We start from the raw sequence: 26913 nt of genomic DNA on the forward strand, positions 1-26913 counted from the left end.
ACCGAATGAGAATGAATTTGCCATGACCCCCACCGAATTTTCCAGCCTCTCGCTGCCCGCCGATGTTCTCGCCAATCTCGACGCACTCGGCTACAAGGCCATGACACCGGTTCAGGCCGGGAGCCTGCCGGCAGTGCTGGCGGGCCAAGACGTGAAAGCAAAGGCCAAAACCGGCAGCGGGAAGACGGCCGCCTTCGGCATAGGGCTGTTGCAACGCCTCGACCCGCGCCGCTACCAGACCCAGGTGCTGGTGCTGTGCCCGACGCGGGAACTGGCCGATCAGGTCAGCAAGGCCCTGCGTTCTCTGGCCAGGCCGCTCGCCAATGTGAAGATTCTCACCCTTTGCGGCGGCACCCCCATGGGCCCGCAACTGGCCTCGCTGGAGCATCCGCCACATATCGTGGTGGGCACTCCTGGACGCCTGCTCAAACTCTGTCGCAAAGGTTCGCTGAAACTCGACCAGGTGCGCGCGCTGGTGCTCGACGAGGCCGATCGCATGCTGGACATGGGCTTTCTCGACGACATCACTGCCCTGATCGCTTTCACCCCGGATCAGCGCCAGACCCTGCTGTTTTCAGCAACCTATCCCGAAGAGATTCTCGACATCAGCCGCAAGGTTCAGAGAGACCCGGTCGAAATAACGGTGGAGAGCGTGCATGACGACAGCGTCATCAAGCAGCTGTTTTACGAGACCGGGCTTAGGGAAAAGACCGGGGCACTCGTGGCTCTGTTACAGCACTTTCGCCCCGACAGCTGCGTCGTGTTCTGCAACCGCAAGCTGCAGTGCGAGGAGCTGGCCGACGCACTCAGGCAGCGGGGAATCAGCGCGGTCGCCCTGCACGGTGACATGGAACAGAAAGACCGCGACCGGGTGCTGGTGCAGTTTGCCAATCGCAGTGTCAGCCTGCTCATCGCTACCGACGTCGCCGCCCGGGGCCTCGATATCAAGGAACTGGCTGCCGTCGTCAACTACGAGTTACCTCACGACCCGGAAGTGTATATTCACCGCATCGGACGCACCGGGCGTGCCGGCAATGAAGGTCTGGCATTGAGCCTGTTCCAGCCGTCCGAGGCGGCTCGGGTGAATGCGATCGAGGAGTTGCTGGGCAAGGCACCGACCCTCGGCAACCTGCCCGCGGCCGCTGAACGCGATGCGCCCATCCCGGCCGCCATGAGAACCCTGTGCCTGAACGCCGGACGCAGGGCCAAACTCCGCCCCGGGGATATCCTGGGCGCACTCACTGCGAGCGGGGAGCTCACCCGTGACCACATTGGCAAGATCGACATCTTCGACACCGTGGCCTACGTGGCGGTGACAAGACAACAGACTGGCAAGGCACTGGCCATTCTGTCCGCAACCCGTGTAAAAGGCCGGAAAGTGCTGGCCAGAAAGGTGTGAGCGCGGCACCGGCGCCCCTGGAGATGACAGCTTAACCATGCCCACTATCGCCCTGTTCGTCGATGTACAGAATATCTACTACACCACGCGCGACACCTGGAAGCGCCCGTTCAACTACCGCAAATTCTGGGACACGGTCAGCGCACAGGGCGATATACGGGTGGCGAATGCCTACGCTATCGACCGGGGCGACGAAGGTCAGCGACGCTTTCAGGATGCCCTCAGACACATTGGCTTCACGGTACGCCTCAAGCCCTATATCCAGCGTGCGGACGGCTCCGCCAAGGGAGACTGGGATGTGGGCATTACCATCGACGTGCTGGAGGCCGCGAGTCGCGTCGATCGCGTCATTCTGCTGAGCGGGGACGGTGACTTCGACCTGCTGTTGGACAAGATTCGCCTCGATCACGGTGTGAGCACGGAAGTGTACGGTGTGCCCGGACTGACAGCCCACTCGCTGATTCAGAGCGCGGATACGTTCCACCCGATCACTGAAACCCTGTTGCAGTGACCCCTGGCCCAGTGCGGCAACCCAGGAACCTGTCGCGGGGTAAACGGGGCAGGGACTGATATGCGTTACCGGGGTCGCGCACGACCTTCGCCGCGTTTCGGCTCGTCTCAAATTGCTGCGCAATTTGTCGAACCGGAGCGGCCGGCGTCCCGGGGTTCGAACCAAGTCCTCGCGCGGCGCCGCTAACGAATGCCCTCCCATGCCTTTAAAATCAAAGAGTTAGAAATTGGGCTGGGCGTAGGGTGGCATAAAAAGGCGCGTGCGTGATCCCATGGTGGTCCCAAAAATTCCCGAAGGAATAGCAGGGAAGTCGGCCAGTGACGCATAAACTTCAAGCGGCGATAGGCTTGGCCTTCTCGATTCGGGCACGCCGCTTCGGTGTATTCAGCGCTTTCCAAAGCTCGTTCCGCTGCTGCAGGTTCAGCCAGAAATCTGCCGTATTGCCGAAAACCCTGGCCAGCATCAACGCAGAATCCGCCGTAATGGTTCGACGATTGGTACACAACTCATTGACAGTTTTTCGACTCACACCCATGGCCTGTGCCAACTGTCCCTGGGTCAAGCCAAGGGGCACAAGGAATTCCTCGGTAATCATCTCGCCGACACTGACGGGTTGTCGCACAGTAACGTACCTGGTTACTTTGGCCAACCTGTGTTCATTGGCGCCAGCCCCCGCAGATGTAATGATCTATTTACAGTACATTTGCGCATCAGAAGCCTTGCCAAACTGGCAACTTACTGCGAGTATGACTCACAAATGAAGCATTAGATACCATTATGACCTTTTTATAGATCTATCGCCCATGGCAAAACCCGCACACAGAAGCTATTCCCGATACGCCCGAGAGGCTGTCGAGCTTCTCGGATTAATGGTTCGTAACGCACGCATTGAGCGCGGCCTGACGGTGGCAGATATCGCCGAGCGCGCGGGAGTTTCACGTGGCCTCGTACACCGGATAGAGCAGGGTGAAATGGGCACATCCATCGGCGTCGCATTTGAACTGGCCGCGATTCTGGGGCTCCGCCTCTTTGAAGCCGAACCGGCTACACTGACACGACATCTGGCTGTTGAGCACAATAAACTCACCCTGCTCCCACAAGCCGCCCGCAAGAAAAAGCAGCAGGTCGATGATGACTTCTGAGCGTCCACGATTGGACGCGCCGGATGAAGCCTTCGTCTGGCTTTGGCTACCGGGCGCGACAAAGCCTATGGTCGCCGGGCGAGTTTCTCGCGACGGCGATCGGCTAATTTTTAACTACGGCCAAAGCTATCTGCAGCGCGATAACTGCATGCCAATATACCTCCCGGAATTGCCCCTACGCCGCGGGGCGATTCCGCCCGAAACCGGCCTGAACATGGCCGGCTGCCTGCGCGACTCTGCACCGGACGCATGGGGGCGCCGGGTTATCCTGAACCGTACCTTCGGGCGCAAAGGCAAGGACATCGACATGGCGGCACTCAATGAGTTGACCTACCTGCTGGCGTCTGGATCAGACCGTGTGGGCGCACTCGACTTCCAGCCCTCTCCCTCAGAATACGTGCCGCGTACGATGGAGACAGCAACAATCGAAGAGCTCTTGAGCGCCGCAGAGAAAGTTGAACAAGGGATCCCTCTCTCGCCCGACCTGGATCAGGCTCTGTTTCATGGCTCCTCTTTGGGGGGTGCGCGCCCCAAAGCACTACTTGAGGATGGCGACAGGAAACTGATTGCCAAGTTTTCCTCGTCGACGGACACCTACAACGTGGTGAAGGCTGAGTACGTTGCCATGCGCCTTGCTGAAAAAGTTGGGCTTAGCGTCGCCCCGGTCCGCCTTGCGCACGCTGCTGGAAAAGATGTGCTGCTGATTGAGCGATTTGACCGCGCCCGAACAGCGGATGGCTGGACACGCAAGTTCATGATGTCTGCGCTTACCCTCTTCGGCCTCGATGAAATGATGGCGCGCTATGCCAGCTACGAAGACCTCGCGGAGATTATCCGGCACCGCTTTACCTCCCCAAAGTCGACCCTGCACGAGTTATTTGGCCGGCTGGTATTTAACATCCTGTGTGGTAACACGGACGATCATGCCCGCAACCACGCAGCTTTCTGGGACGGAGAACAATTGTCCCTGACACCCGCCTATGACATATGCCCTCAGAGCCGCACGGGTAATGTGGCCAGCCAGGCCATGCTGATCGCTGGCGATAACAGAGCGAGCACAGTGGCAAACTGCCTTGAGGCCGCTCCTCACTTTCAACTCGATGGAGATGCAGCGAAAGGAATCATCAAGCGGCAACTCAATGTTATCCGAAGTACCTGGGGCGACATCTGTGAAGAAGCGGAATTGACCACGGTAGAGCGCAACCTGTTCGGTCAGCGCATGTTCCTCAATGAGTTTGTTTTCGAAGGAGCGCCAGTTGGACTTCAAGCTTGGCAAAGCTAGCCCGGAGCATCAATGCCAGGGTCGTCGCCAATCATCGCCAGTGTTTCGTTTACTGCTTATAGGCGGTGGGCGTGTTAGTGCACTTGGTCACAAAAGCAGGCACGAGTGGCAGGAATATCCCGGCCGGGACCAAGGGAGCAAGACGGCGACGTATGGCCACATGGAGATCGCATGAGGCAGTACAGTGACTTTCGACGAAGGAGTACGGATGGTTTGTTAAAAAGGTGAAACCCTGGCGGCCCGTGACTCCCATAGGGGCCGCCAAACTTCTCTTTAAAAACGCTGGTATGAGTTGTGAGGTCTGAGTGGGCGGCCGGCATCCCGGGGGTTCGAACAAAGTCCTCGCGCGACGCCTCTAATCTGTAGCTCTATACTGGCGGCCATCTATTTTTACCGCACGTGATACAAATGTGCTCAGGCAAGCCAGCAACCTAATATTTGTCACGTACGGTATTAATATACTGCTTTAACGCCATACTCATGCTAATTTGTACCGTACGCTCGTTTATCTGGACAGATTATGACTCAAGATCAGGTGCAATACGGTGCAATCCGATCCGCTGAGGATCTCGGTAAACTGGTGCGCGCTCACCGGAAACAGCGAAAGCTAACGCTGGAAACGATCTCGGGGCTGGGCAACCTGAGTACCCGCTTTCTATCCGAATTCGAGCGTGGCAAAGAAACCGCCGAACTGGGCAAAGTGCTGAAAGCGCTACGCACCCTGGGCCTGGAAGTGGTCATCCAGCCCCGCGGGCACGCTCCGTTAAAACCGCCAATCGAGCCCGAAGCAGGAAGCCATGCTTGATCCGGATGGTCTCAACGTCTGGAGCGATCAACGGCTTGTCGGCTACCTGTGGCGCAATACCCAGGGGCAGATCGGCTTTCGCTATGAAGAGGACTGGCTGGCACAGGGCGGGTTTGCAATTTCCTATACCTTGCCCCTGCAACACGAGGCTTCTACGCCCGAAGAAGGGCTCGCCCACCGCTTCTTCGCCAACCTGCTGCCGGAGGGTGGCGTTCGCGAGCGGGTTGTTCGCGATCTAAAAATCGCCAATACCGATTTTGATCTGCTCAGGGCCATTGGCGGCGAATGCGCAGGGGCATTGTCCGTATTGCAAGCGGAGCATCAACCATCCACTGAGTACGAGTACTACAAGGTCGCGGATGAAGATCTCGCCAATCTGGTGGCACGTCGTGGTCAGGTACACACGTGGAGCGCAAACGAACGCCCGCGACTGTCTCTGGCCGGAGCACAAGACAAGTGTCCGCTGTTGGTCAGGAATGGCGCTTACTGGCTGCCTAAAAAAGAATCGCCTTCCAGCCATATCCTCAAGTTCGAATTGTCTGATTACCGCCACCTGCCCGCATACGAAACTTTCACGACACTACTGGCCGGCGCTATTGGTTTGCCGGTGGTCGACATCCAGCTGCGATCCATTGCAGATACGCACTACGCCTTGATTGAACGCTACGACCGGCACGGCACTGAGCGCAATCAGATTGTGAGACTGCATCAGGAGGATTTTTGCCAGGCATTAGGCTTAGGGCACGAACGCAAGTACCAGGCAGATGGCGGTCCGTCTTTCGCCGATTGTTATCGGCTGGTTCAGGACGTTTCCAGTGATCCCGCCAACGATCTGCAGCATTTGCTGCGCTGGCAAATCTTCAACGTACTGGCGGGCAATTCGGATGGCCACGCCAAAAACCTTTCACTGCTGTACCAGGCCAACGGCGAAATTCGCTTAGCGCCTTTTTATGACCTGGTTTGCACCCGTGCCATCGAACGTATTGACTACCATCTGGCATTTTCCGTTGGAGAGGAACGCAATCCCGGTGTCGTTTCCCGGAAACACTGGGACACACTTGCGCAACATTGTGGCGTGCGCCCTCGATTTCTCCAGGATCAGGTTCAGGATGTCGCGGCTCAACTACTGGAACAACTGCAACCCACTCGAGAAGCTTTCGAAAGACTGTACGGGGACTACGCCGCGCTTCAGCGGATCGAACAGATCGTGATGAAACAGTGTCGGCGCATGATCGAAGAATCAGTGTGATTGGCAATGTTCTCAACGAGTAGAGAATACATTCGCCTACCTCCGCGAGGGATGGATCACAACGGCCTATGGGCCGTTGTGCCCCTCGGCCGGGGTCGCGCACGATCTTCGCCGCTTTGCGGCTCGTCTCAAAATCGCCCCTGGGGCGAGTTTGTCGAAGCGGAGCGGCCGGCGTCCCGGGGTTCGAACCAAGTCCTTGCTCTCCCACGCCCTTAAAATCAAAGACTTAGAAATTGGGCTGGGCGTGGGGTGGCATGAAAAGGCGCTCGCGTGGTCCCATGGTGGTCCCAAAATCCAGCCCCGGATCCAGCCGCACATGCCCCCGGGCTTCATCAAGGTAGGTACTGGCAAAGCCTTCCATGCATACCGTCATCAACACGAAACCCGTCGCACCTCACCATGAGTCGCTCACTTTCGATTATAGCCCTGTCGTAGTCACGCGTTTCAAGCGAGGTTCCCTGGTAGCAACCCAGCATTGACACCCATCGATACAGGCGCATAATTGGTGCATATTTACACCACGCATATCCGGAGGCCGCGAGATGTCCAGACAAAGTATTTCCTTCACACCACCTAACGACGAATGGCTCCGAGCGCAGGTCGAGAGCAAAGAATTTTCGAGCAAGAGTGAGGTTATCAACGATCTCATCCGCAAGGCACGGGAGATCGAGGCCATACGTGCCAGGCTCATCCACGCGGAAAGTAGCCAATTCACCAGTCAGGGAAGAGCGGAGATACTCGCTGAAGCCAAAGCGGAAGCGCGGCACAATGGGGACCTATAGACTCACGGAAGATGCGAAGTCCGATTTAAAACGCATTTACGCGCGCGGGCTCCGTGAGTATGGAGAAGAACAGGCCGATATCTACTTCAACGCGTTTTTTGATCGATTCCAACAGCTCGCAGCACAACCATTCTCATATCCAGCCGTGGACGAAATCCGAGCCGGGTACCGGCGCAGCGTGTGCGGAATCGACAGCATCTATTATCGGGTTCAGGGCGAAACCGTGGAAATAATGGCCATTATTGGGCAGCAGGATCTGGATCAGTGGCTCTGACCAACGATTAGTATTACAACATTGATAAATGCTGCAGGAAAACCCAACAAATTCGGTACCCGTTGCGACCAGGATCATATTACTGAGGCGGGAGGGGTAAGTTCGCCTGAAACTGAGCTTGTGCCGCCCCATCAGCGATGGAATAGCCAAGGGCCGCATACGCTTTTTCCCGACGCCCGAACATACGCTCCAGTGTCGGGATGGTGGTATCGAGGTAGTCGTAGATCCGCACCGTGTCCTTATCCACAAACTGCCGGTGAATCCGCCCTGCGTATTGCGCGAGCGAGCCCTTCCAGGAAATCGGTAGGCACAGGAACAATGTATCAAGCCGCGGGAGATCAAAGCCCTCCCCGATATACTTCCCTGTAGCAATCAGAACTTGGGTAGTGTCCAAGGCTGCCATCGCGGCGTTTCGCTCTTTGACGCCCATGGCTCCTCTCAGTACCTGGCAGGAGACACCAAGCTCTCGAAGGCGATCCGCCAACAGCGAGGCATGCTCCCGGCGCTCAGTCAAAAGTAATGGGTTGCGCCCCTCCGATACCGCAGCGACCACGTCTCCAATGATTAATTGGTTCCGTTCATCGTCCAGTGTCAGCCAACGGTAGATGTCCGCAATATGCGGCCGACTCTCTGGAATGGAAAGTTCCTGTGGTGGCGCCCGATGAACACGACGGACTATTACACGCTGCTCAAAAGTATGGCGTTGATCATCTTTGACCGCGTACCGGATTGGACCGGCCAACATGAAAATCAGCGATTGATGACCATCCTGCCGATGGGGCGTCGCTGTTATACCGGCGAGATATTTCGCCCGTGCCTCACTGATTAGTGCCTCATACCTGGGAGCGGCAATGTGGTGACATTCATCCACTATGATCTGGCCGTAATCAAACAGCCGCGGGTCGACAGCGTTAGTTTTACGATCGAGCATACTCTGATAGGTCGCAATATCGATCGCTCCACTGGGTTTTCGCTTACCACCACCAATGACTCCAATATCGCAGCCTTCCAGGAACACCTCCAGTCGCTCTTTCCACTGATCGAGAAGCTGCCGACTGTGGACCAGGATAAGCGTATTGACCTTACGTTTATGGATCAATCCGATAGCCGTCACGGTTTTTCCGAACGCGGTCGGGGCGTGCAGGAGACCAGTCTCGTGCTTGGCGAGCGCCGATACCGCTTTCGTCTGTTCAGGCCGTAGACGGCCCTTGAACTGCAGTCCCCGTAATCGCCTGCCACTCATCCGCTTATCATCAATAGTTACCGAAATCCGATGTTCTGCGAGTAATGCCAGCACTTCGTCCATGCATCCGCGTGGCACGGATAAGAAACCTTGCTCGATCTGCGCCAGGCTGATAAAACGCGGTATGCCCTGAGTAGAAAATCGTAGAGCCTGGGTTTTGAAAAACACCGGGTTGGAGAAGCTCGCGAGGCGTTTCAGTCGTGCGAGTAACCCTTGTGGTAGCGTCTCCACCGGCAGGTACAGACGGTTCGCCAGCGTAACCTCAATGGCGTTGGGGCAACCGGTAATAGCGACTTTAGACACCGGCAGTCCCTGCTCCCAGGGCTTCGTATCGTAGTCAGATATGCCAGGATCCTGCAGGCGGCTCAAACACTGTTCTATCTGTTCCGGTTCTATTTTCCTGACACCGGCAAGGTAGGCCCACTGGTCAACGAATGGCTCGAAGTGTACATCGACGAATACCGAGTTCCCCAATTGCCTCGGCCCCTGTTGCAAGGGGAGCGCAATCAGATTGCCAAACCCGGCCTCTGGTAGCGTATCCTGGTTAGGAAACAGACGATCATAGGACTCAAAGGAGAGGCCGGCATGTTGATCCATCGCCCGGTCCAAAATTGCAAATCCCAATCGACGTGCGCGCACCGCCGGCACCGGCTGAGTAAAGAACAGCCAGACATGGGCACCCTCACCGGAACGGGAGCGCTCCACCGAACAAGGTACGCCATGTTCTTCACAGACGCGGCAGAAGGCCCGTACCGTCTGTTGCCAGTCACTTTTGTCGAAATCGACGGCCAGAATCCAGGTCTGATCGTCGCGCAGTAGCGGATACACCCCGACGGTTTTCTTCCCGGACAAATGCGCATAGACCGCGCGATCATCCAGAGGAAGGAAAGCCTGGTGGCGACAGTCTCCACACTTGACCTTCGGTTTGTAACAGATCCCCTGGCGCCACTCATTTTCGCAGGCCAGGGCATAACCTCGACGCCCCTGAGTGTTCTCCCAGCGCAATGCGTGAACGTCGTCCCGCCCGCGGAACAAACTACGAAACAATGCAATTTTGTCGCCCGTCGACACCGGCACTTCGATGGCCGGCACCGTCCGATCGTTGACCCGCTCCATGGCAACAAGTTGCCGTTTGCGTTCAAGCAGCGACTGCCTTTCCAACTCAAGGGCCATGAGCCTGGCTTCAATGACCTCCAGTTCTGTCTCGGCAGTCGCCTCATCAACTTCAGCCGGATCAATTTCCAATCTTCATCCTCCAGCCGCAGAAATACTGATCTACTTACAGTTTAGAGCATAGCGAACATGTAATTTTCGGACCGCTTGCAATAGTACTAATATTCAGTACCATATTCGAGATGAACAAACGACAGCACCGTACTCTCACGAGGATATACTCCCGCCCTGTAAGCGGCTCGATTCCGTGGAAGGAGATCGAGTCCTTACTGCAGGCACTGGGCGCTGAAGTTGAAGAAAGAGCTGGAAGCCGCGTAGCAGTGGTTTGGAAAAACGAGGTGCGGGTATTCCACAGGCCACACCCCAGTCCTGATACTGACAAAGGCGCTGTGGCAAGTGTAAAGAAATGGCTGGAAAGTCACGGGGTAACGCCATGATCAAGATGATGGAAGTAAATGGGTTTCGGGCAACAGTTGACTATGACCCGGATATCGAAATGTTTCGCGGTGAATTCGTTGGCCTCAACGGTGGCGCTGATTTTTTCTCAGACAGCGTAAAGGGCCTGAAGCGGGAAGCTGAACGCTCCCTCAAGGAGTTTATAGCCGTCTGCGAGGAGCGGGGTCTGCCTGTGAAGAAGGACTACTCAGGCCGTTTCAATGTTCGAGTTGATCCGCAATTGCATGAAGAGGCTGTGCAGGTAGCCCGAGCTGCAGGAATCAGTCTGAATAAACTGGTGGAGAAGGCGTTGGAGCACGAACTCAAAGACAGTGCTTGAGGTGTGTACTCTTACCCTCCTACATTTTCTGCGATCAGCAACCGCCCCTTTCCGCATCGAGAAAATTTCGAACTACCGCCAGATCGCTCACCTGACCGGCCAGCATGTGATCCAGTGGTTTTGTACCTTTGAACAGTGGATTGTCGTTCGGGGTAGCTAGCCACCGGTCAGCCTGCGTCTGCTCGGGCAGCAGAACCTGAAGGGACTTGAATATTCCCAGAATGTAACTGGTCCGCTCCAGTTGATCCCCCGTTAGCTTGGCCTTATCCGGCTGGCTCTTCCAGTTGCACAGAGTCTCCTCACTGCCAAGCCCCAACAGGATTAATTGCTGTGCAGCGGTAAGGCGCCATTGGCTGAAGATTTTGAGTATCGCCGGCAGCAGTGAGCCAGTGACATTTGAATCAAGGTGCAACAGACGTTCGGCTTGAATAACCATGCTTTTCTCCTGTTCGCATTCTCTACCGTATCGTTATTGAATTAACAACGATCAGTCCAACGTTACTATTTCAGGTAGCCAGGAACACCGCCTTTCAAGCATTCAAAAATACGGATAAGAGGAGTACCGCGTTGGACTATGCGTACAGAAAGAAAATTTGTGCCGCGACTGGTGCTGAAAATCAGGTCGGTGGGATTTAGAATTTTCGAGTCGATGGTCCCAATTTGGTCCCACGGGAAATTGACATGATATATTTTCCTGTAACTTCAATAACTTACAGAGAAAAGTGGCGGAGAGCGAGGGATTCGAACCCTCGATAGGGATTAACCTATACACCCTTAGCAGGGGTGCGCCTTCAGCCACTCGGCCAGCTCTCCGGATTGTCTGTGTCGATGAATTTCCGTCTGGGGAAATCTGCGATATTCCCTTGGCATACCGCCCTTCAACACAGGCGCGGCATCATACCACAATGGCTATGAATTCAAAGCCTTGCGGGGGCTTTAGCGGGAAGATTCTTCTTTTTTGGGTGCGTCCGTTTCGCCGTCCTGGATCCGGTTGTAGATCTCTTCACGGTGCACTGCTACATCACGCGGCGCGTTCACGCCGATGCGCACCTGGTTGCCTTTGACACCAAGGACGGTAACGGTGATTTCGTCGCCGACCATCAGTGATTCTCCAACCCTGCGTGTCAAGATGAGCATAATGTCCTTTTCTCCAGTCTTGGGCCTGTTGGGTTGTGGATATAACGCAACGTGCTACCCGCCACCGATCCTGGTGGCGTGGGGCAAACCAAGTACTTCCAATAACCTAGTTGTAGTTCAGTTTTACAAGATAGCAAAACTGGACCCTGAATCCGAATCCGCCTTCCGTGGGTATTAGGCAGGTGATTCGTTCTGAGGTTCCTTGGACAGGCCAAATGACGAATGCAGTGAACGCACGGCCAGTTCGAGGAACTTCTCTTCGATGATCACCGAAATCTTGATTTCAGAGGTGGTGATCATCTGGATATTGATGCCGACTTCCGCCAGGGCGGCGAAGGCCTGGCTGGCAACACCGGCGTGGGAACGCATGCCCACACCGACAATGGAGACTTTGGCGATTTTGTTGTCGGAGCGAACTTCTTCAGCGTTGATGTCCTCGGCCACTTTCTTGAGGACTTCTTCGGCGCGGGCAAGATCGCCGCGGGATACGGTGAAGGTAAAGTCGGTAGTGTTGTCGTGCTCCACGTTCTGCACGATCACGTCCACTTCGATGTTGGCCTCGCCAATAGGGCCGAGAATGCGGTGGGCAATACCGGGCATGTCGGGCACGCCCACTACAGTGAGCTTGGCCTCGTCGCGGTTGAAGGCGATGCCTGCAATTGTTGGAGTTTCCATTTGCGAACTGTCCTCCAGCGCAATCAGTGTGCCCGGGCCTTCCTCAAAGCTGTGCAGGACCCGCAGCGGAACGTTGTACTTGCCGGCAAATTCCACGGCGCGAATCTGCAGTACCTTGGAGCCCATGCTGGCCATTTCCAGCATTTCCTCGAAGGTGATGCGGTCCAGACGCCGGGCGCCATCCACCATGCGCGGGTCGGTGGTGTATACGCCGTCGACGTCGGTATAGATCTGGCATTCGTCGGCCTTGAGGGCCGCTGCCAGCGCCACCGCCGTCGTATCCGAACCGCCGCGACCCAGGGTGGTGATATTGCCGTGCTCATCCACCCCCTGGAAACCGGCCACGACCACGACGTACCCCTTGTCCAGGTCGGCATGCAGGCGCTCGTCGTCGATGTCGCGGATGCGGGCCTTGGTGTGGGCGTCGTCAGTGAGAATACGCACCTGGCTACCGTTGTAGCTCTTGGCTTTCACGCCGCGCTTGTTCAGTGCCATGGACAGCAACGCCGTGGTCACCTGCTCACCGGTGGACACCAGCACGTCCATTTCCCGGGGTACCGGGCGGTCCTGGATCTGGTGCGCCAGGGCGATCAGGCGATTGGTCTCGCCGCTCATGGCGGACACCACCACAACAACGTCGTGCCCTTCCGCCCGGAAGCGGGACACTTTGTCGGCAACTTGCTCGATACGCTCGATGCTACCCACCGAGGTACCGCCGAATTTTTGTACGATCAGGCTCATGTGCTCACTCAGGGCCCGGAATCAAAGGGGCTGCATTAAACAACAATAGTGCGCCCTTGAAAACCGGCAATAGTGCAGTTTGCGACGGGGTGCCCCTTTAGGCCGGCGGGTCAGCCGGCCAGGCTCGCCGCCACCCAGTCGGGTACCGCCTTCAGCGTATCCGCCAGGGCGCCCACATCGGTGCCACCGCCCTGGGCCATGTCCGGGCGACCGCCGCCCTTGCCACCGAGGCGTCCGGCAAACTCTTTCATCAGGTCGCCGGCCTTCACCCGACCGGTCAGGTCCTTGGTCACGCCTGCGGCCAGGGCGATCTTGTCGCCGTCCACCGCCGCCAGCAGGATCACCCCACTGCCGAGCTTGTTCTTGCACTGGTCCAGGGTGTCGCGCAGGGACTTGGCGTCACCGCCCTCCACGTTGGCGGCCAGGACTTTCACCCCGTCCACCTCAACCGCGGCACTGGTGAGGTCGCCACCGGCGGAGGTCGCCAGCTTCTGCTTGAGGCGGGCCACTTCCTTTTCCAGCTCGCGGGTTTCCGCGCGCAGGGCGCTGACCTTGGCGGCCACGTTGTCTCGGGTGCCTTTGACGGCGTCACAGACCTGGGTCAGCTGGGCATCCAGGCTGTCGATAACCGTCAGGGCGCCGGCGCCGGTCACGGCTTCGATACGGCGCACGCCAGAGGCCACGCCAGATTCGGAGGTGATGCGCATCAGGCCGATGTCGCCGGTGCGGTCCACGTGGGTACCGCCACACAGTTCCACCGAGAAGTTGTCCTCACCCATGGCCAGTACGCGCACTTCGTCACCGTACTTCTCGCCAAACAGGGCCATGGCGCCGGCCTCCATGGCTTCTTCCATGCTCATCAGGCGGGTGGAGACCGGGGTGTTGGCGCGAATCTGGGCGTTCACCATCTGCTCGATGGTTTTCAGCTCTTCCGGCTTCACGCCCTCGAAGTGGGAGAAGTCGAAGCGCAGGCGCTCGGAATCCACCAGTGAGCCCTTCTGGGTCACGTGGTCACCGAGCACAGTGCGCAGGGCCGCGTGCAGCAGGTGAGTGGCGGAGTGATTGAGGCGGGTGCGCTGGCGCACGCTGGAATCGACCTGGGCCTGCAGGCTGGCACCTGTCGTCAGGGTGCCTTCCAGTACCTTCACGTGGTGCAGGTGGTGGCCCTGGGCCTTGGTGGTGTCGGTCACTTCCAGGCGCAGGCCGTCGGCACTCAGGTAGCCGGTGTCGCCGGCCTGGCCACCGGACTCACCGTAGAACGGGGTGCTGTCCAGCACCACCACGCCGGTATCGTCGGTGCCCAGCTGCTCGACGGGCTCGCCGTCTTTCAGCAAAGCGGTCACGGTGCCCTCACCCACCAGCGACTCATAGCCGGTAAAGGTCGTGCTGCCGTCCAGCTTCAGGATGTCGTTGTAATCCACCTTGAAGCTGCCGCCCTCCTGGGAGCGGGTGCGCTGCTCGTCCATCGCGGCGTCGTAGCCGGCAATGTCCAGGGTCAGGCCGCGCTCGCGGGCGATGTCGTTGGTCAGGTCCACCGGGAAGCCGTAGGTGTCGTAGAGTTTGAACACCACGTCGCCGGGGATTTCAGTGCGGGCCAGGCCTTCCAGGGCCTCGTTGAGAATCTGCAGGCCGTTGTCGAGGGTCTTGGCGAACTGCTCTTCCTCGGTGAGCAGGGCTTTTTCCACCTGCGCCTGCAGTTTCACCAGCTCGGGGTAGGCCTCGCCCATCTCGGCAGCCAGGGTGGCCACCAGCTTGTAGAAGAAGGGCCCGGTGGCCCCCAGCTTGTTGCCGTGGCGCACGGCGCGACGAATGATGCGGCGCAGCACGTAGCCACGGCCTTCGTTGCCCGGCATCACACCGTCGCAGATCAGGAAGGCGCAGGAGCGGATGTGGTCGGCAATCACCTTGAGGGAGGCATGCTCGCGATCGGCCACGCCGAGCACATCGGCGGCGGCGTTGATCAGCGCCTGGAACAGGTCAATCTGGTAGTTGCTGTGTACGCCCTGCATCACCGCGGCGATGCGCTCCAGGCCCATGCCGGTATCCACCGAGGGCGCCGGCAGCGGGTTCATTTCACCGCTGGCGTCGCGATTGAACTGCATGAACACCAGGTTCCAGATCTCGATGTAGCGATCCAGGTCGTCATCCGGGCTGCCGGGGGGGCCGCCGGGCACGTCCGGGCCGTGGTCGTAGAAAATCTCGGAACAGGGGCCGCAGGGGCCGGTGTCGCCCATCTGCCAGAAGTTGTCCTCGTCCAGCCGGGAGATGCGCTCTTTCGGGAAGCCGATCTCCTCGATCCAGATCTGCTCCGCCTCGTCGTCGGAGACGTGGCAGGTGACCCACAGGCGCTCTTTCGGCAGTTTCAGCTCCTCGGTGAGAAACTCCCAGGCAAAACGGATAGCATCGCGCTTGAAGTAGTCGCCAAAGCTGAAGTTGCCCAGCATCTCGAAGAAGGTGTGGTGGCGGGCGGTGTAGCCCACGTTCTCGAGGTCGTTGTGCTTGCCGCCGGCGCGCACGCAGCGCTGGCTACTGGTGGCCCGGTTATACGCGCGCGGGTCCGTCCCCAGGAAGGTGTCCTTGAACTGGTTCATCCCCGCGTTGGTGAACAGCAGGGTCGGGTCGTTGCCGGGTACCAGCGAGCTGGAGGGCACCCGGATGTGGCCCTGGCGTTCAAAGTAGCTGAGGAAAGCTTCGCGTATCTCTACGGTCTTCATAAAAGGTCTCTGACGGGCTCGTTAATGGTCTCTGACGGGCTTAAAAAAGTCTCTGACGGGCGTAATAAAAAGTCGCTTTGGAAAAATTCCCGGGCTCAGCCCAGCATGCGCGATTCGGACAGGGTAGACCCCGCCAGGATGTGCAGGTGCAGGTGAAACACGGTCTGGCCCGCGCCGCTGCCGTTGTTCACTATCAGGCGGAAGGCGTCATCCACCCCCAGTTGCTTTGCCACCTTGCCCGCGGCCAGCATCAGGTGCCCCAACAGGGCCTGGTCGTCCGGCTCGGCATCGGACAGCTTCTCAATGGCCTTCTTCGGAATCACCAGTACGTGCACCGGGGCCAGGGGATTGATGTCCTTGATCGCCACGCAATGTTCGTCTTCATAGAGGAAGTCGGTGGGGATTTCGCCGCTGATGATCTTGCCGAAAATGGTCTCTGACATGGGTGCCTCTGCCTGGGATGGGGGTGGGTGGTGAGCCTGGATCAGCCGAGTTTTTCGTCGGCAGTGAGCTGGCGCGCCTCACTTTCCAGCATGACCGGGATGCCGTCGCGCACCGGGTAAGCCAGGCCGGAGGCCTTGCACACCAGTTCTTCTTTCTCGCGGTCGTACTCCACGGGTGCCTTGCTCACCGGGCACACCAGGATGCTCAACAGCTTGTCGTCAATCATGACGGCCTCTGCGGGTCAAAAAATGGGCGGCCATTATACGGGTTTTATCACCCGGTGGCAGTGCCTCGCGCGGCTCTCTCCTCAACCAGCCCTCAAGCTGCCCTCAGCCTCCCGGCAAGGCCGCCGGTTCAGCCATGGGCGGCACCAGCAGTTGCGGGTCAATCCGGTGTCCACGCCAGCTCATGCGCCAGTCCAGGTGGGGGCCGGTGGCGCGGCCGGTGGCGCCCACCTCACCGATAATGTCCCCAGGGGCCACCTCCTGCCCCACCGCCACCCGCACCTTGCTCAGGTGTAAAAAGGAGGACGACAGCCGGTAGCCGTGGTCCAGGATGATGGTGCCGCCGGAGTAGAACAGGTCGGGTTCCGCCAGGGTCACCACCCCCGCGGCCGGCGCCCGCACGATGGTGCCAGTGGCCACCGCTACGTCCACCCCGTAGTGGGGGCTGCGGGGTTCACCGTTGTAGATGCGCTGGCTCCCATACACACCGGAGATAGGGCCGGTCACGGGCCACTGGAAACCGGTTAACGCGGCCTCCAGCAGGTCATCGCGTTGCAGGTTGCGGGCTTTGGCGGCTCCCACCAGCTCCTGCTCCCGGGCAATGCGGGCCCGGTGCTCCGGCGATGGCGTGACCGTACGCTGGGGGACACCTTCCACTCGCTGGATGTCATAGTCGCGCTGGACCACAGTCAGGATTTCACTGCAAGCCGTGTTACCGGTCAGTTTGAGCGCGGCCGTGGCGGGGGCATCGCGGCCAAAACCGGCAAACACGGTACCGTCTGCGAGCACGTCCAGTGCTTCGCCCGCCAGTTGCACCCCGGTACCCGGGGTCACCCGTGCCCACACCAGCCCGCCCTGGCGCAGGCTGCCCTGCCAGTCGAGGCAGCTGGCCAGTGCACTACCATGCCACAGGCTGGCAATGGCAAGGACCGCGGCCACAGCGCGGGTCCGGATTCGTGAAGGCATGAGCACTCCTGAGCTCGCAGCATTGTGGTCCCCCTTCTACCAGCCCCAGCCCCGCCGCGTCCACCTTTACGCCATTCTATGAGGCTGCTGGCGCGCCCGGCACCGCCGGCGCTATCATGCCCGCCATGAGCAGATACCGACCGCCGCGCCGCCGCGGCTCAGCCTACATCACCCCCGAGGGCGAAGCCGCCCTGCGGGCGGAATTGCATCAACTGTGGAAAGTGGAGCGCCCCACCGTCACCCAGGCCGTGCACGAGGCGGCCAAGAACGGCGACCGTTCGGAGAACGGTGACTACATCTACGGCAAGCGCCGCCTGCGGGAAATCGATTCCCGGGTGCGCTTCCTCAACAAGCGCCTGGACGAGGTCAAGGTGGTGGACCGCAGCCCGGATGACACCGAAAAGGTGTTCTTCGGCGCGTGGGTGACCCTGGAAGACGACCACGGCGAGGAGCAGGAATGGCGCATTGTCGGCCCGGATGAGTTCGACCTGGCTGCCGGCAAGCTCAGCATGGATTCGCCCATGGCCCGGGCCCTGCTGGGGCGCAGGCTGGATGACGAGGTGACGGTGCGCAGCCCCACCGGGGAGCGCAGTTTTATCATCACGGAGATCCGCTACCGTCCCTCCGGCTGAATTCGGGGTATCCGCGCGTACCGCGCCAACCCTACTCACCCATAATAAGAAGCAGGAGCGCCACTTTGCCATCCACCCCCAAACCCCGGCAGGCCAATTACGCCCTGCTCCTGTTGCTGCTGGCGTACATCCTGTCCTTTGTCGATCGCAATGTGATGGCGGTACTGATTGGCCCGATCCGTGAGGAATTCGCCATCAGCGACTTCCAGTACAGCCTGCTGCACGGCTTTGCCTTCTCCATGTTCTACATTGTGCTGGGACTGCCCATCGCCCGCCTGGCAGACCGCCACAACCGGGTGTGGATCATCAGCACCGGTATTTTCCTGTGGAGTTTGATGACCTGCCTGTGCGGGGCCGCGCGCAGCTTTGGCAGCCTGTTCCTGGCCCGGGTGGGTGTGGGCGTGGGTGAAGCCGCCCTGTCCCCCGCCGCGTTCTCACTGCTGAGCGACCTGTTCCCGAAAGACAAGCTGGCCCGGGCCCTGGCCATTTACAGCCTGGGGATCACCCTGGGCGGGGGGCTGGCCTACGTGCTGGGTGGCGCGGCTTACGCCTGGTTTGCCGGGATGGGGCCAATCCACCTGCCCCTGTTCGGCGCCGTATCTGCCTGGCAGATGACGTTCATTGCGGTGGGCGCACCCGGGCTGCTACTGACGGCGCTGCTGATGCTGTTGAAAGAGCCGCCACGCGGGCTTGCGGCAGAAGGGGCCGGTGCTGCAGCGGGCTCGGCGCAGAACCCTGCGGGTAGCAGTATCGGCCTGGGTGAGGTGGTCGGGCAGTTCCGCCGCCACTGGCTGGCCTACCTGGGGATTATCGGGCCGCTGTCGCTGCTGGCGGTGCTCGGCTACGGCACCATGGCCTGGTACCCGGAGTTTCTGATCCGCAGCTTCGAGCTGCCCCGAAGCGCAGCCGGCGGCCAGTTCGGCACCCTGTTCCTGGTGGCCGGCAGCCTGGGCACCGTGGCGGCTGGCTGGTGTGTGCAACCGCTGATACGGCGCGGCTACCTTGATGCCCCGGTGCGCCTGATCGGGCTGATCGCCTTGCTGTGGATTGTGCCCGCGAGCCTTGGCCCCCTGGCGCCCTCCGCCACCCTGGCCCTGCTGGCAGCCGGGCCGATCGTGTTCTGCCTCAATGCCTATTACGGGGTAGGTGTGGCGGCGCTGCAGTTCATCACCCCCAACGCCATGCGCGCCCAGGCCTCTGCCCTGCTGTTGTTCTGCACCAATTTTTTTGGCCTGGCGCTGGGGCCGTCGGCGGTGGCGGCCCTCACCGACTTCCTGTTTCGCGATGAGGGCGCGCTGAACCAGTCGCTGGCCCTGCTGCCGTTGCTGGTGTGCCCGGCGGCCGCGCTGCTGGCCTTTGCCAGCCTCAGGGCCTACCGGGCCGCGGAGTCAGCAGCAGGCTAAACTCTGCCTCGCCGCGGCGATCAGAAGGTCCACTCCACCCCCACCGACGCCGTACGCGGCTTGTTGGGCCGGGCACCATCGGGCTGACGGGACACAATCGCCCGCTCGTCGAAGGCATTTTCCAGCTTGAAGTACACCGACATCGCCGGGGTGTATTCCAGGCGGCTGATGTAGTCCACCACGAACAGGTCCTCGGAGCGGTCGAAACGGTCACCGCCGTTGTTGCAGCCGATATCCATGCACAGCTCGTCGATGTACTTGGCCACCAGGTAGTTGTTCCAGCCCATGGCGGTCTCGATACCCGCGCGCAGGCTGAAGGTGTTCTCGGGTACCGAAGCCAGTTGGTCGCCGTCCTCGAAGCCCTGGGTGGGGTTGTCGTCACTGACGGTGGCGTCGGTGTAGGTGTACATCAGGTGCAGGGGAATGTTCAGGCTCCCCGCTTCGAGTGCCGTGCCGAGCTGCAGCTCGAGGCCCTGGATCACGGCTTCACCGGTATTGAAGGTGCCAGACGTTGCACCGTTACTGCAGGGGCTGGCGTTGGAGCAGTTCTCGGTCTTGTTGTCGAAGTCGCTGTAGAAACCGATGGCCTCCACGAACCAGGCACCGTCGTAACGGAAGCCCGCTTCCCAGTTGACGCTGGTTTCCGGATCTTCGTTGGCGGTAGCGCCGCCACCGAGAGGGGAAAAGCCGCGGTGCACACCGGCCAGAATGTGCCATGCATCCGTCAGGTCGTAGGTGAAGGACACGCCGGGCAGCCACTCGTCGCTGTCGTTACCGCGACGGCTGGGGGCGTCGGAGCGGTCGGGGGTGGCGTACTGGCGGCGGCGGGACTCAACGTCCTCGTAGCGCAGGGCCAGGTTCATCTGCAGCGCAGAAGATACCTGCCAAGTATCCACCAGCCACAGGCTGAGGGCTTCCGCCTCTTCCTGACGGTTGTCGCTGCCGGTGGGCTCATCGATCTCCACAAAGACCAGCTCGCCGTCGACCTGGTTGAAGATCTCTTCCGGCTGGTAACGGTCCATTTCATCTTCGTGCACCCGGCCGCCCACGGCCAGCTGGTGGGCGCCGAGGTCCACGTCGAAATTCACGTCGATGCCGCGGGACTCGTACTCGCGGTTGTTGTGCTTGTAGGCCAGGCCGGTGGCGTCCACGGTGCCTTCCAGCACGCCCTGGGCTACCTGGTCTCCGGCATTGGCGGCGTTGATAAAGGCGCTACCGCCACCCAGCTTGAACCAGTCCCGGGCGAACTCGTTGTAGTAAGCGGTGGCCGACAGGTTCACCCGCTCATTCAGGTCGAGCCGGTAGGTCAGGTTGTAGCCCTTGTGGTCGTTGTCCATTTCGTCGATGCGGGACAGGCCGTAGCGGCGGTCCGGGTCGCGGTCGAAGTCGGCATCGGTCAGGCCGAGGTAGGTCTCGTCGGACACTTCCGTGGAGTACTGGGCCTTCAGCAGCAGGCTCTGGCGCTCGCCCTCCCAGCCCAGTTTCACCAGGTAGTCCTCGATCTTGTAGCCGGAATCCTGGTTGCTGCGGTCGATGTCCTTGAAGCCGTCGCTGCGGCGCTGGGCCGTCTCCAGCAGGAAACCGAAGGCGCCGGAGCGGCCACCGAAGGACGCCAGCAGGTCTGCTTCGGCATTCTGGCCGTAGCGGAAGTTGACCGAACCGGTGTTTTGCTCGGGGATCGGGGTGGAAACCATATTGACCACCCCGCCAGTGGTCTGCGGGCCGTAACGCAGCAAGGGGGCGCCTTTCAGCACTTCCACGCTGTGCATGCGCAGGGCGGTGGGGAAGTAGTAAGCCTCAGGATTGGAGTACGGAGCGGGGGCGATCAGCACGCCGTCTTCCATCAGGGTAATTTTGCCGGCGCGCTCGGACGTGGCGCCGCGGATGCCGATATTCGGCCGCAGGCCATAACCGTCCTCTTCCTGGATGTAGATACCGGGTACGGTCTTGAGCAGCTGGTTAATGTCGTTGGCGGCCTCGATACGGATCTGCTCCGCGTCGACCAGGGCGCCGGAACCGGGCAGGGTCCGGGCCACCTCACGGGTGCCAACAATACTCACTTCTTCCAGGGCCACCTGGGCCCAGGCAGACGGCATGAGGCTCGCCACGGCGAGCGCGAGAAGGCGCTTGTGCATAGTATTCCCCCCACTGGGTACTGCATTCTTGCGGTCGGGAGCGCCCCGCTGCCGGTGGCACAGCCCTTATAGTGTGATTTAGCGATACACGCGAAGGGTAATGCGTAGGATTCTCATTAACAATACGAATTGTAAATATTTGTAAAGCGCCGCCGGGCAGCGACGCAGAAGCCACTCGGGCGCTGGCTACTCCAGCGCCGCGTAGATCAGTGCCTCCAGCTGACCGCGGAAGTTAAAGGTACTGGAGGGCATCAGCTGGGTCAGGAACAGCACGGTCAGGTCCTCCTCCGGGTCCACCCAGAACAGGGTGCTGGCGAGCCCGCCCCAGAAGAAGCTGCCCGCGGAACCGGGGTAGCCATTAGCCACCGGATCCAGCTTGGTGGCAAAACCGAGGCCGAAGCCCACCCCCTCGTAGGCGGTTTCACTGAAACTGCCGGTGGCGAACTCCGCCAGGTCCACATCACCCGGCAGGTGGTTGCGGGTCATGAAATTCAGGGTACGTGAGCCGATGATGCGCTGGCCGTCGAGGGTACCGCCGTTGAGCAGCATCTGGCAGAAGCGGTAGTAGTCGCTGGCCGTGGACAACAGGCCGCCACCACCGGAGAAGAAGCTACGCTCACTGAACTGGGTGGCCTGGCCATCATCGTTCATCACCAGCTCTTTTTTGGCATTGCGCTCGTAGCAGCTGGCCAGCCGCGGCACCTGCTCCGGTCGCACATTGAAGGTGGTATCGCGCATGCCGAGCGGCTGGAACAACACTTCGTCCAGGTATTCCGGCAGCGGCTTGCCGCTGAGCACCTCTACCAGGTAACCGCAAACATCGGTGGCCAGTGAATAATTCCAGCACTCCCCGGGGGAGAACTCCAGCGGCAGTTGGGCCAGCTGGCCGATCATGTCCTTCAGGGTATACCCCGGCGCCGGATTGCCCACCTGCAGTTTGCGGTAGGCGTAATCGATGTTGGACTCGCGCAGGAAGTCGTAAGTCAGGCCCGAGGTGTGGGTAAGCAGGTCGCGAATGGTCATCGGCCGCTGGCAGGGTACCGTTTCGAACAGGGGGTAGGAGCCGGCCTTGCGTACCGCCAGCTGGCGGAATTCGGGAATGAAGCGGTACACCGGGTCATCGATCGCGAACAGCCCGCGCTCGTACAGGGTCATCAGGGCCAGGGAGGTGATGGGCTTGGTCATGGAGTAGATGCGAAAGACCGTGTCCTCGGTCATCGGCTCGCCGCGGGCGATGTCCCGCTGCCCGGCGATATCCAGGTAGCCGACCTTGCCGGCCCGGGCCACCAGGCTGATGCAGCCGGGGATCTTGCCGGGCTCGATGTAGGCGCGGCGCAGGTGCTCCCCTACCCGGCCCAGTTGGCGGCTGTCCAGGCCGATGCTTTCTGGTGTGACCAGCTCCATGGTGTGTCCTCGTTATTGATTGTTAGTTCGGTGAGCCAAAGCAGACCAGTGTCGGAGATGTGGCACTCGTTGGCAATGTAGAGGGGCAACGAGGTGCCCTGCCAACCGTTACAGCCCCATCTGCCGCACGCGATCCCGCAGGGCCGGAATCACCTCCCCCTCGAACCACGGATTGCGCCGCAGCCACAAATTGTTGCGCGGAGACGGGTGCGGCAAGGGGAACTGCATGGGTCCATAGTCCCGCCAGTCCTGTACCCGCCGGGTCAGGGTGGTGCCCGGGGCGTCGAGGTAATACTGCTGGGCATAGCTACCCACCAGCAGGGTCAGCTCCAGTTGGGGCATTCGCTGCAGGAGCAGTCCGTGCCAGCGGGGAGCACATTCCGGGTCCGGCGGCAGGTCGCCGGACTTGCCGCGGCCGGGGTAGCAGAAGCCCATGGGCACAATGGCAATGCGGGTCCCGTCATAGAAAGCCGGCCTGTCCAGTTGCAGCCAGTCCCGCAGGCGATCACCACTGGGATCATCCCAGGGCACCCCGCTGGCGTGAACCCGGGTACCCGGCGCCTGCCCCACAATCAGCAGCCGCGCACTGGTGCTGGCCCGCAGTACCGGTCGCGGCCCGAGCGGCAGGCGATCGGCGCAGTGCTCGCAGTCGCGAATGGTGGCCAGCAGGTCCTGCAGCGGGAGACGGTCAAATAGTTTCACAGGCGCCCGTGACATGCCCCGCAAATGGTGCTCAAAAAGCGTCCGATTGTTTGCCCGGAGGGGGCGCTGCTGCTAATATCGCGCCCTCTAAACACCGCCCCCAAATCTACCGTTTTGCGCACTTCCGGAGCCCCCATGAGCCGTCCGTCCCTCGTTGAACTGGAAAACCATCAGGACTTCATCCAACGCCACATCGGCCCGACTGTCAAACAGCAGCAGGCCATGGCCGAAGCCCTGGGTTACCAGAGCCTGGACGCCCTCATCGACGACACCGTGCCGGCCGCCATTCGCCGCCAGCAACCCATGGACCTGCCCGGCGCCCAGACCGAACAGGACGTGATTCGCAAACTGCGTGAACTGGCCGACCAGAACCAGGTGTTCAAGTCGTTCATCGGCACCGGTTACCACAACACCTACACTCCGGCAGTCATTCAGCGCAACGTGCTGGAAAACCCGGGCTGGTACACCGCCTACACCCCCTACCAGCCGGAGATCTCCCAGGGCCGCCTGGAAGCACTGCTGACCTTCCAGCAGATGGTGATGGACCTGACCGGCATGGAACTGGCCAACGCCTCCATGCTGGACGAAGGTACTGCCGCCGCGGAAGCTATGACCCTGCTGCAACGGGTGAACAAGAAGAACCGCAGCCAGACCTTCATCATCGCCGAGGACTGCCACCCCCAGACCATCGCGGTGGTGAAAACCCGCGCCGAGGCCCTGGACATCGACGTGCTGATCGGCGACCCCAACGAGCTGCTGGGCAGCACCGACGCCTTCGGCGCCCTGCTGCAATACCCGGGCACCTACGGTCATCTGGAAGACATCTCGCCGCTGATCGAAAAGGCCCACGAGGCCGAAACCCTGGTGACGGTAGCCGCCGACATCATGGCCCTGCTGCTGGTGAAATCTCCCGGTGAGCTCGGCGCCGACGCCGTGGTGGGCAACACCCAGCGCTTTGGCGTACCCATGGGCTTTGGCGGCCCCCACGCGGCCTTCTTCGCCACCCGCGACGCCTACAAGCGCTCCACCCCCGGCCGTATCATCGGCGTGTCCGTCGACCGCCGCGGCAACCAGGCCCTGCGCATGGCCATGCAGACCCGCGAGCAGCACATCCGCCGCGAGAAGGCCACCAGTAACATCTGTACCGCCCAGGCCCTGCTGGCCATCATGGCGGCCTTCTATGCCATGTATCACGGCCCGGCTGGCCTGCAACGCATTGCCCAGCGCATCCAGCGCCTGACCAGCCTGCTGCAGCGCACCCTGGCCAGCACCAACCTAACCCCGGACAACGGCCACTGGTTCGACACCCTTACCTATACCGTGGGCGAAGCACGCGACGAGATCGTGGCCCGCGCCCTGGCCAAGGGCTTTAACCTGCGCCTGATCGGCGACGACCGCCTGGGCGTGTCACTGGACGAGACCACCACAGCCGACGACGTGGACGCGCTGTTTGAAATCTTCACCGGCAAGGCGCCCACCAGCCCCTGCACCAGCCTGGACGAGGAAGTCTCCGAGCTGGATGGCATTCCGAACGGCCTGCTGCGCGCCGTGGACTACCTGCAGCACCCGCTGTTCAACGACTACCACTCGGAAACCGAGATGCTGCGCTACATGCGCAAGCTGGAAGAAAAGGACATCGCCCTCAACCGGGCCATGATCCCGCTGGGCTCCTGCACCATGAAGCTCAACGCCACCACCGAAATGCTGGCCATCACCTGGCCCGAGTTCGGCGCCCTGCACCCCTTTGCGCCTGCCGAGCAGACCAAAGGCTACCAGGCCCTGCTGGCGGAACTGGAGCACATGCTGAAGGAGTGCACCGGCTACGACGCCATCTCCATGCAGCCCAACGCCGGTTCACAGGGTGAATACGCCGGCCTGCTGGCCATTCGCCGCTACCACGAGAGCCGCGGCGACCATCAGCGCAACGTGTGCCTGATCCCCTCCTCCGCCCACGGCACCAATCCGGCCAGCGCCGCGCTGGCGGGCATGAAGATCGTGATTGTGGAGTGCGACACCAGGGGCAACATCGACATGGCCGACCTCAAGGCCAAGGCCGAGCGCCACAGCGACGACCTGTCGTGCATCATGGTGACCTACCCCTCCACCCACGGCGTGTTCGAGGAATCCATCATCGAGCTGTGCGAGGTCATTCACCAGCACGGCGGCCAGGTCTACGTGGACGGCGCCAACCTGAACGCCCTGGTGGGTCTGGCGGCCCCCGGCAAGTTCGGCGCGGACGTGTCCCACCTCAACCTGCACAAGACCTTCTGCATTCCCCACGGTGGCGGCGGCCCCGGCATGGGCCCCATCGGCGTGGGTGCCCACCTGGCCCCCTTCCTGCCCACCAACCCGGTGAGCCCGGTGCCGGGCCTGGACGAGAACAACGACGTGGTTTCCGCCACGCCCTACGGCAGCACCTCCATCCTGCCCATCTCCTGGGCCTACATCGCCCTGATGGGTGGCGAAGGCCTGCAGCACGCGACCAAGGTGGCCATCCTCAACGCCAACTACATCGCCCACCGCCTGAAGGATCACTACAAGATCCTGTATACCGGCACCACCGGAAACGTGGCCCACGAGTGCATCGTGGACATCCGCCCGTTGAAGGAAGCGAGCGGTATCAGCGAGGAAGACATCGCCAAGCGCCTGGTGGATTTCGGCTTCCACGCCCCAACCATGAGCTTCCCCGTGCCCGGCACCCTGATGGTCGAGCCCACCGAATCCGAGTCCCAGTGGGAACTGGACCGCTTCTGCGACGCCCTGATCGCCATCCGCGAGGAAATCCAGGCGGTGCAGGACGGCAAGCTCGACGAGAAGGACAACCCCCTCGTCAACGCGCCCCACACCCTCGAAGACGTGGTGAACAGCGAGTGGGAACACCCCTACTCCCGCGAGCAGGCGGCCTACCCGGTAGCCTCACTGCGCGCCAGCAAGTACTGGCCGGCGGTGAATCGTGTGGACAATGTGTATGGGGATCGGAATTTGCACTGTAGTTGTCCGGCGATTGATTCGTATCGGGAGGAGTAACTCCAGCCAGTGACACGTCAGCCTGGCCGGCCTCCGCGCCGGCCAGGTTGCCGACGATGATTTTGCAGTGCCTG

Annotated in this window: 26 protein-coding genes and 1 tRNA gene; 13 read left to right on the forward strand and 14 right to left on the reverse strand. The window is 60.6% G+C overall.

Features of this window, described 5'->3' with window-relative positions; translation table 11 throughout:
• Nucleotides 1-22: 22 nt before the first annotated feature.
• Both dbpA and FV139_RS14400 read left to right on the forward strand, forming a co-directional pair.
• Nucleotides 23-1399, forward strand: a complete 1377-nt coding sequence (gene dbpA / locus FV139_RS14395; RefSeq protein WP_148069158.1) for an ATP-dependent RNA helicase DbpA — start codon at nucleotides 23-25, stop codon at nucleotides 1397-1399.
• Between the two features lie 37 nt (nucleotides 1400-1436).
• A complete protein-coding gene (locus tag FV139_RS14400; protein ID WP_148069159.1) occupies nucleotides 1437-1910 on the forward strand; it encodes a LabA-like NYN domain-containing protein in 474 nt (157 codons plus the stop codon).
• A 331-nt stretch (nucleotides 1911-2241) separates the two neighbouring features.
• Here the strand turns inward: FV139_RS14400 and FV139_RS14405 are convergent, their stop codons facing one another.
• Nucleotides 2242-2532: a HigA family addiction module antitoxin gene (locus FV139_RS14405; RefSeq protein WP_235898659.1), complete on the reverse strand. Its 291-nt coding sequence runs from the start codon at nucleotides 2530-2532 to the stop codon at nucleotides 2242-2244.
• A gap of 181 nt (nucleotides 2533-2713) precedes the next feature.
• Between FV139_RS14405 and FV139_RS14410 the strand changes: the two genes are divergently transcribed.
• The 4 genes from FV139_RS14410 to FV139_RS14425 all read left to right on the forward strand — a co-directional run bounded on the left by FV139_RS14410 (nucleotide 2714) and on the right by FV139_RS14425 (nucleotide 6388).
• On the forward strand, nucleotides 2714-3052 hold the full coding sequence (locus tag FV139_RS14410; protein ID WP_148069160.1) for a helix-turn-helix domain-containing protein: 339 nt from the start codon (nucleotides 2714-2716) through the stop codon (nucleotides 3050-3052).
• Nucleotides 3039-4334, forward strand: a complete 1296-nt coding sequence (locus FV139_RS14415) for a type II toxin-antitoxin system HipA family toxin (RefSeq protein ID WP_235898660.1) — start codon at nucleotides 3039-3041, stop codon at nucleotides 4332-4334. The genes FV139_RS14410 and FV139_RS14415 overlap by 14 nt, the downstream gene beginning before the upstream one ends.
• A 520-nt stretch (nucleotides 4335-4854) precedes the next feature.
• Nucleotides 4855-5139, forward strand: coding sequence for a helix-turn-helix domain-containing protein (locus FV139_RS14420; RefSeq protein ID WP_148069161.1), 285 nt, complete (start codon nucleotides 4855-4857; stop codon nucleotides 5137-5139).
• Nucleotides 5132-6388, forward strand: coding sequence for a type II toxin-antitoxin system HipA family toxin (locus FV139_RS14425; RefSeq protein ID WP_148069162.1), 1257 nt, complete (start codon nucleotides 5132-5134; stop codon nucleotides 6386-6388). Before FV139_RS14420 ends, FV139_RS14425 begins: the two co-directional genes overlap by 8 nt.
• Nucleotides 6389-6614: 226 nt before the next feature.
• Here the strand turns inward: FV139_RS14425 and FV139_RS21075 are convergent, their stop codons facing one another.
• On the reverse strand, nucleotides 6615-6761 hold the full coding sequence (locus tag FV139_RS21075; protein ID WP_187276556.1) for a hypothetical protein: 147 nt from the start codon (nucleotides 6759-6761) through the stop codon (nucleotides 6615-6617).
• A 169-nt stretch (nucleotides 6762-6930) separates the two neighbouring features.
• On the opposite strand from FV139_RS21075, the gene FV139_RS14430 reads away from it, so the two are divergent.
• Together FV139_RS14430 and FV139_RS14435 are read left to right on the forward strand one after the other, a co-directional pair.
• On the forward strand, nucleotides 6931-7170 hold the full coding sequence (locus FV139_RS14430) for a ribbon-helix-helix domain-containing protein (RefSeq protein ID WP_148069163.1): 240 nt from the start codon (nucleotides 6931-6933) through the stop codon (nucleotides 7168-7170).
• Nucleotides 7157-7444, forward strand: a complete 288-nt coding sequence (locus FV139_RS14435) for a type II toxin-antitoxin system RelE/ParE family toxin (RefSeq protein WP_148069164.1) — start codon at nucleotides 7157-7159, stop codon at nucleotides 7442-7444. Before FV139_RS14430 ends, FV139_RS14435 begins: the two co-directional genes overlap by 14 nt.
• Nucleotides 7445-7523: 79 nt before the next feature.
• On the opposite strand, the gene FV139_RS14440 is transcribed toward FV139_RS14435, so the two are convergent.
• Nucleotides 7524-9932 (reverse strand): TOTE conflict system archaeo-eukaryotic primase domain-containing protein, encoded by a 2409-nt coding sequence (locus tag FV139_RS14440; protein WP_213004134.1) that lies wholly within the window; start codon nucleotides 9930-9932, stop codon nucleotides 7524-7526.
• A 110-nt stretch (nucleotides 9933-10042) separates the two neighbouring features.
• Here FV139_RS14440 and FV139_RS21395 point away from each other — a divergent pair, with 110 nt between their 5' ends.
• Nucleotides 10043-10297, forward strand: a complete 255-nt coding sequence (locus tag FV139_RS21395) for a type II toxin-antitoxin system HicA family toxin (RefSeq protein ID WP_148069165.1) — start codon at nucleotides 10043-10045, stop codon at nucleotides 10295-10297.
• Nucleotides 10294-10635, forward strand: coding sequence for a type II toxin-antitoxin system HicB family antitoxin (locus tag FV139_RS14450; protein ID WP_148069166.1), 342 nt, complete (start codon nucleotides 10294-10296; stop codon nucleotides 10633-10635). The genes FV139_RS21395 and FV139_RS14450 overlap by 4 nt, the downstream gene beginning before the upstream one ends.
• Nucleotides 10636-10669: 34 nt before the next feature.
• Here FV139_RS14450 and FV139_RS14455 read toward each other — a convergent pair whose 3' ends face one another.
• The 8 genes from FV139_RS14455 to FV139_RS14490 form a co-directional block, all read right to left on the reverse strand.
• The gene (locus FV139_RS14455; RefSeq protein WP_148069167.1) at nucleotides 10670-11071 is read right to left on the reverse strand and encodes an MbcA/ParS/Xre antitoxin family protein; all 402 of its coding nucleotides are present in this window, start codon (nucleotides 11069-11071) and stop codon (nucleotides 10670-10672) included.
• Nucleotides 11072-11358: 287 nt separating this feature from the next.
• Nucleotides 11359-11448: transfer RNA gene (locus FV139_RS14460), tRNA-Ser, on the reverse strand.
• 123 nt (nucleotides 11449-11571) lie between these two features.
• The gene (gene csrA, locus FV139_RS14465) at nucleotides 11572-11772 is read right to left on the reverse strand and encodes a carbon storage regulator CsrA (protein WP_148069168.1); all 201 of its coding nucleotides are present in this window, start codon (nucleotides 11770-11772) and stop codon (nucleotides 11572-11574) included.
• A 174-nt stretch (nucleotides 11773-11946) separates the two neighbouring features.
• Complete coding sequence (locus FV139_RS14470; protein ID WP_148069169.1) at nucleotides 11947-13188, reverse strand: aspartate kinase; 1242 nt, start codon at nucleotides 13186-13188, stop codon at nucleotides 11947-11949.
• Nucleotides 13189-13298: 110 nt separating this feature from the next.
• On the reverse strand, nucleotides 13299-15902 hold the full coding sequence (gene alaS / locus FV139_RS14475; RefSeq protein WP_148069170.1) for an alanine--tRNA ligase: 2604 nt from the start codon (nucleotides 15900-15902) through the stop codon (nucleotides 13299-13301).
• 95 nt (nucleotides 15903-15997) lie between these two features.
• Nucleotides 15998-16345, reverse strand: a complete 348-nt coding sequence (locus FV139_RS14480; protein ID WP_148069171.1) for a histidine triad nucleotide-binding protein — start codon at nucleotides 16343-16345, stop codon at nucleotides 15998-16000.
• Nucleotides 16346-16386: 41 nt separating this feature from the next.
• On the reverse strand, nucleotides 16387-16572 hold the full coding sequence (locus FV139_RS14485) for a Trm112 family protein (RefSeq protein ID WP_148065446.1): 186 nt from the start codon (nucleotides 16570-16572) through the stop codon (nucleotides 16387-16389).
• 103 nt (nucleotides 16573-16675) lie between these two features.
• Nucleotides 16676-17536: a M23 family metallopeptidase gene (locus FV139_RS14490; RefSeq protein WP_148069172.1), complete on the reverse strand. Its 861-nt coding sequence runs from the start codon at nucleotides 17534-17536 to the stop codon at nucleotides 16676-16678.
• 125 nt (nucleotides 17537-17661) lie between these two features.
• Here FV139_RS14490 and greB point away from each other — a divergent pair, with 125 nt between their 5' ends.
• Both greB and FV139_RS14500 read left to right on the forward strand, forming a co-directional pair.
• Nucleotides 17662-18168 carry a transcription elongation factor GreB gene (gene greB, locus FV139_RS14495; protein ID WP_148069173.1) on the forward strand — a complete coding sequence of 169 codons (507 nt, stop codon included), beginning with the start codon at nucleotides 17662-17664 and terminating at the stop codon, nucleotides 18166-18168.
• 65 nt (nucleotides 18169-18233) lie between these two features.
• A complete protein-coding gene (locus tag FV139_RS14500) occupies nucleotides 18234-19571 on the forward strand; it encodes an MFS transporter (protein ID WP_148069174.1) in 1338 nt (445 codons plus the stop codon).
• 20 nt (nucleotides 19572-19591) lie between these two features.
• Here the strand turns inward: FV139_RS14500 and FV139_RS14505 are convergent, their stop codons facing one another.
• From FV139_RS14505 to FV139_RS14515, 3 genes are all read right to left on the reverse strand, one after another.
• Entirely contained in the window at nucleotides 19592-21706 is a 2115-nt protein-coding gene (locus FV139_RS14505) for a TonB-dependent receptor family protein (protein WP_148069175.1), read from the reverse strand.
• A gap of 186 nt (nucleotides 21707-21892) precedes the next feature.
• The gene (locus FV139_RS14510; RefSeq protein WP_148069176.1) at nucleotides 21893-23110 is read right to left on the reverse strand and encodes a serine hydrolase domain-containing protein; all 1218 of its coding nucleotides are present in this window, start codon (nucleotides 23108-23110) and stop codon (nucleotides 21893-21895) included.
• A 108-nt stretch (nucleotides 23111-23218) separates the two neighbouring features.
• A complete protein-coding gene (locus FV139_RS14515) occupies nucleotides 23219-23812 on the reverse strand; it encodes a uracil-DNA glycosylase family protein (RefSeq protein ID WP_235898661.1) in 594 nt (197 codons plus the stop codon).
• A gap of 135 nt (nucleotides 23813-23947) precedes the next feature.
• On the opposite strand from FV139_RS14515, the gene gcvP reads away from it, so the two are divergent.
• Nucleotides 23948-26839 (forward strand): aminomethyl-transferring glycine dehydrogenase, encoded by a 2892-nt coding sequence (gene gcvP / locus FV139_RS14520; protein WP_148069178.1) that lies wholly within the window; start codon nucleotides 23948-23950, stop codon nucleotides 26837-26839.
• The last annotated feature ends 74 nt before the right edge of the window (nucleotides 26840-26913 follow it).

Origin of the sequence: Parahaliea maris, from assembly GCF_008064665.1 — a bacterium.
GTDB lineage: Bacteria > Pseudomonadota > Gammaproteobacteria > Pseudomonadales > Halieaceae > Parahaliea > Parahaliea maris.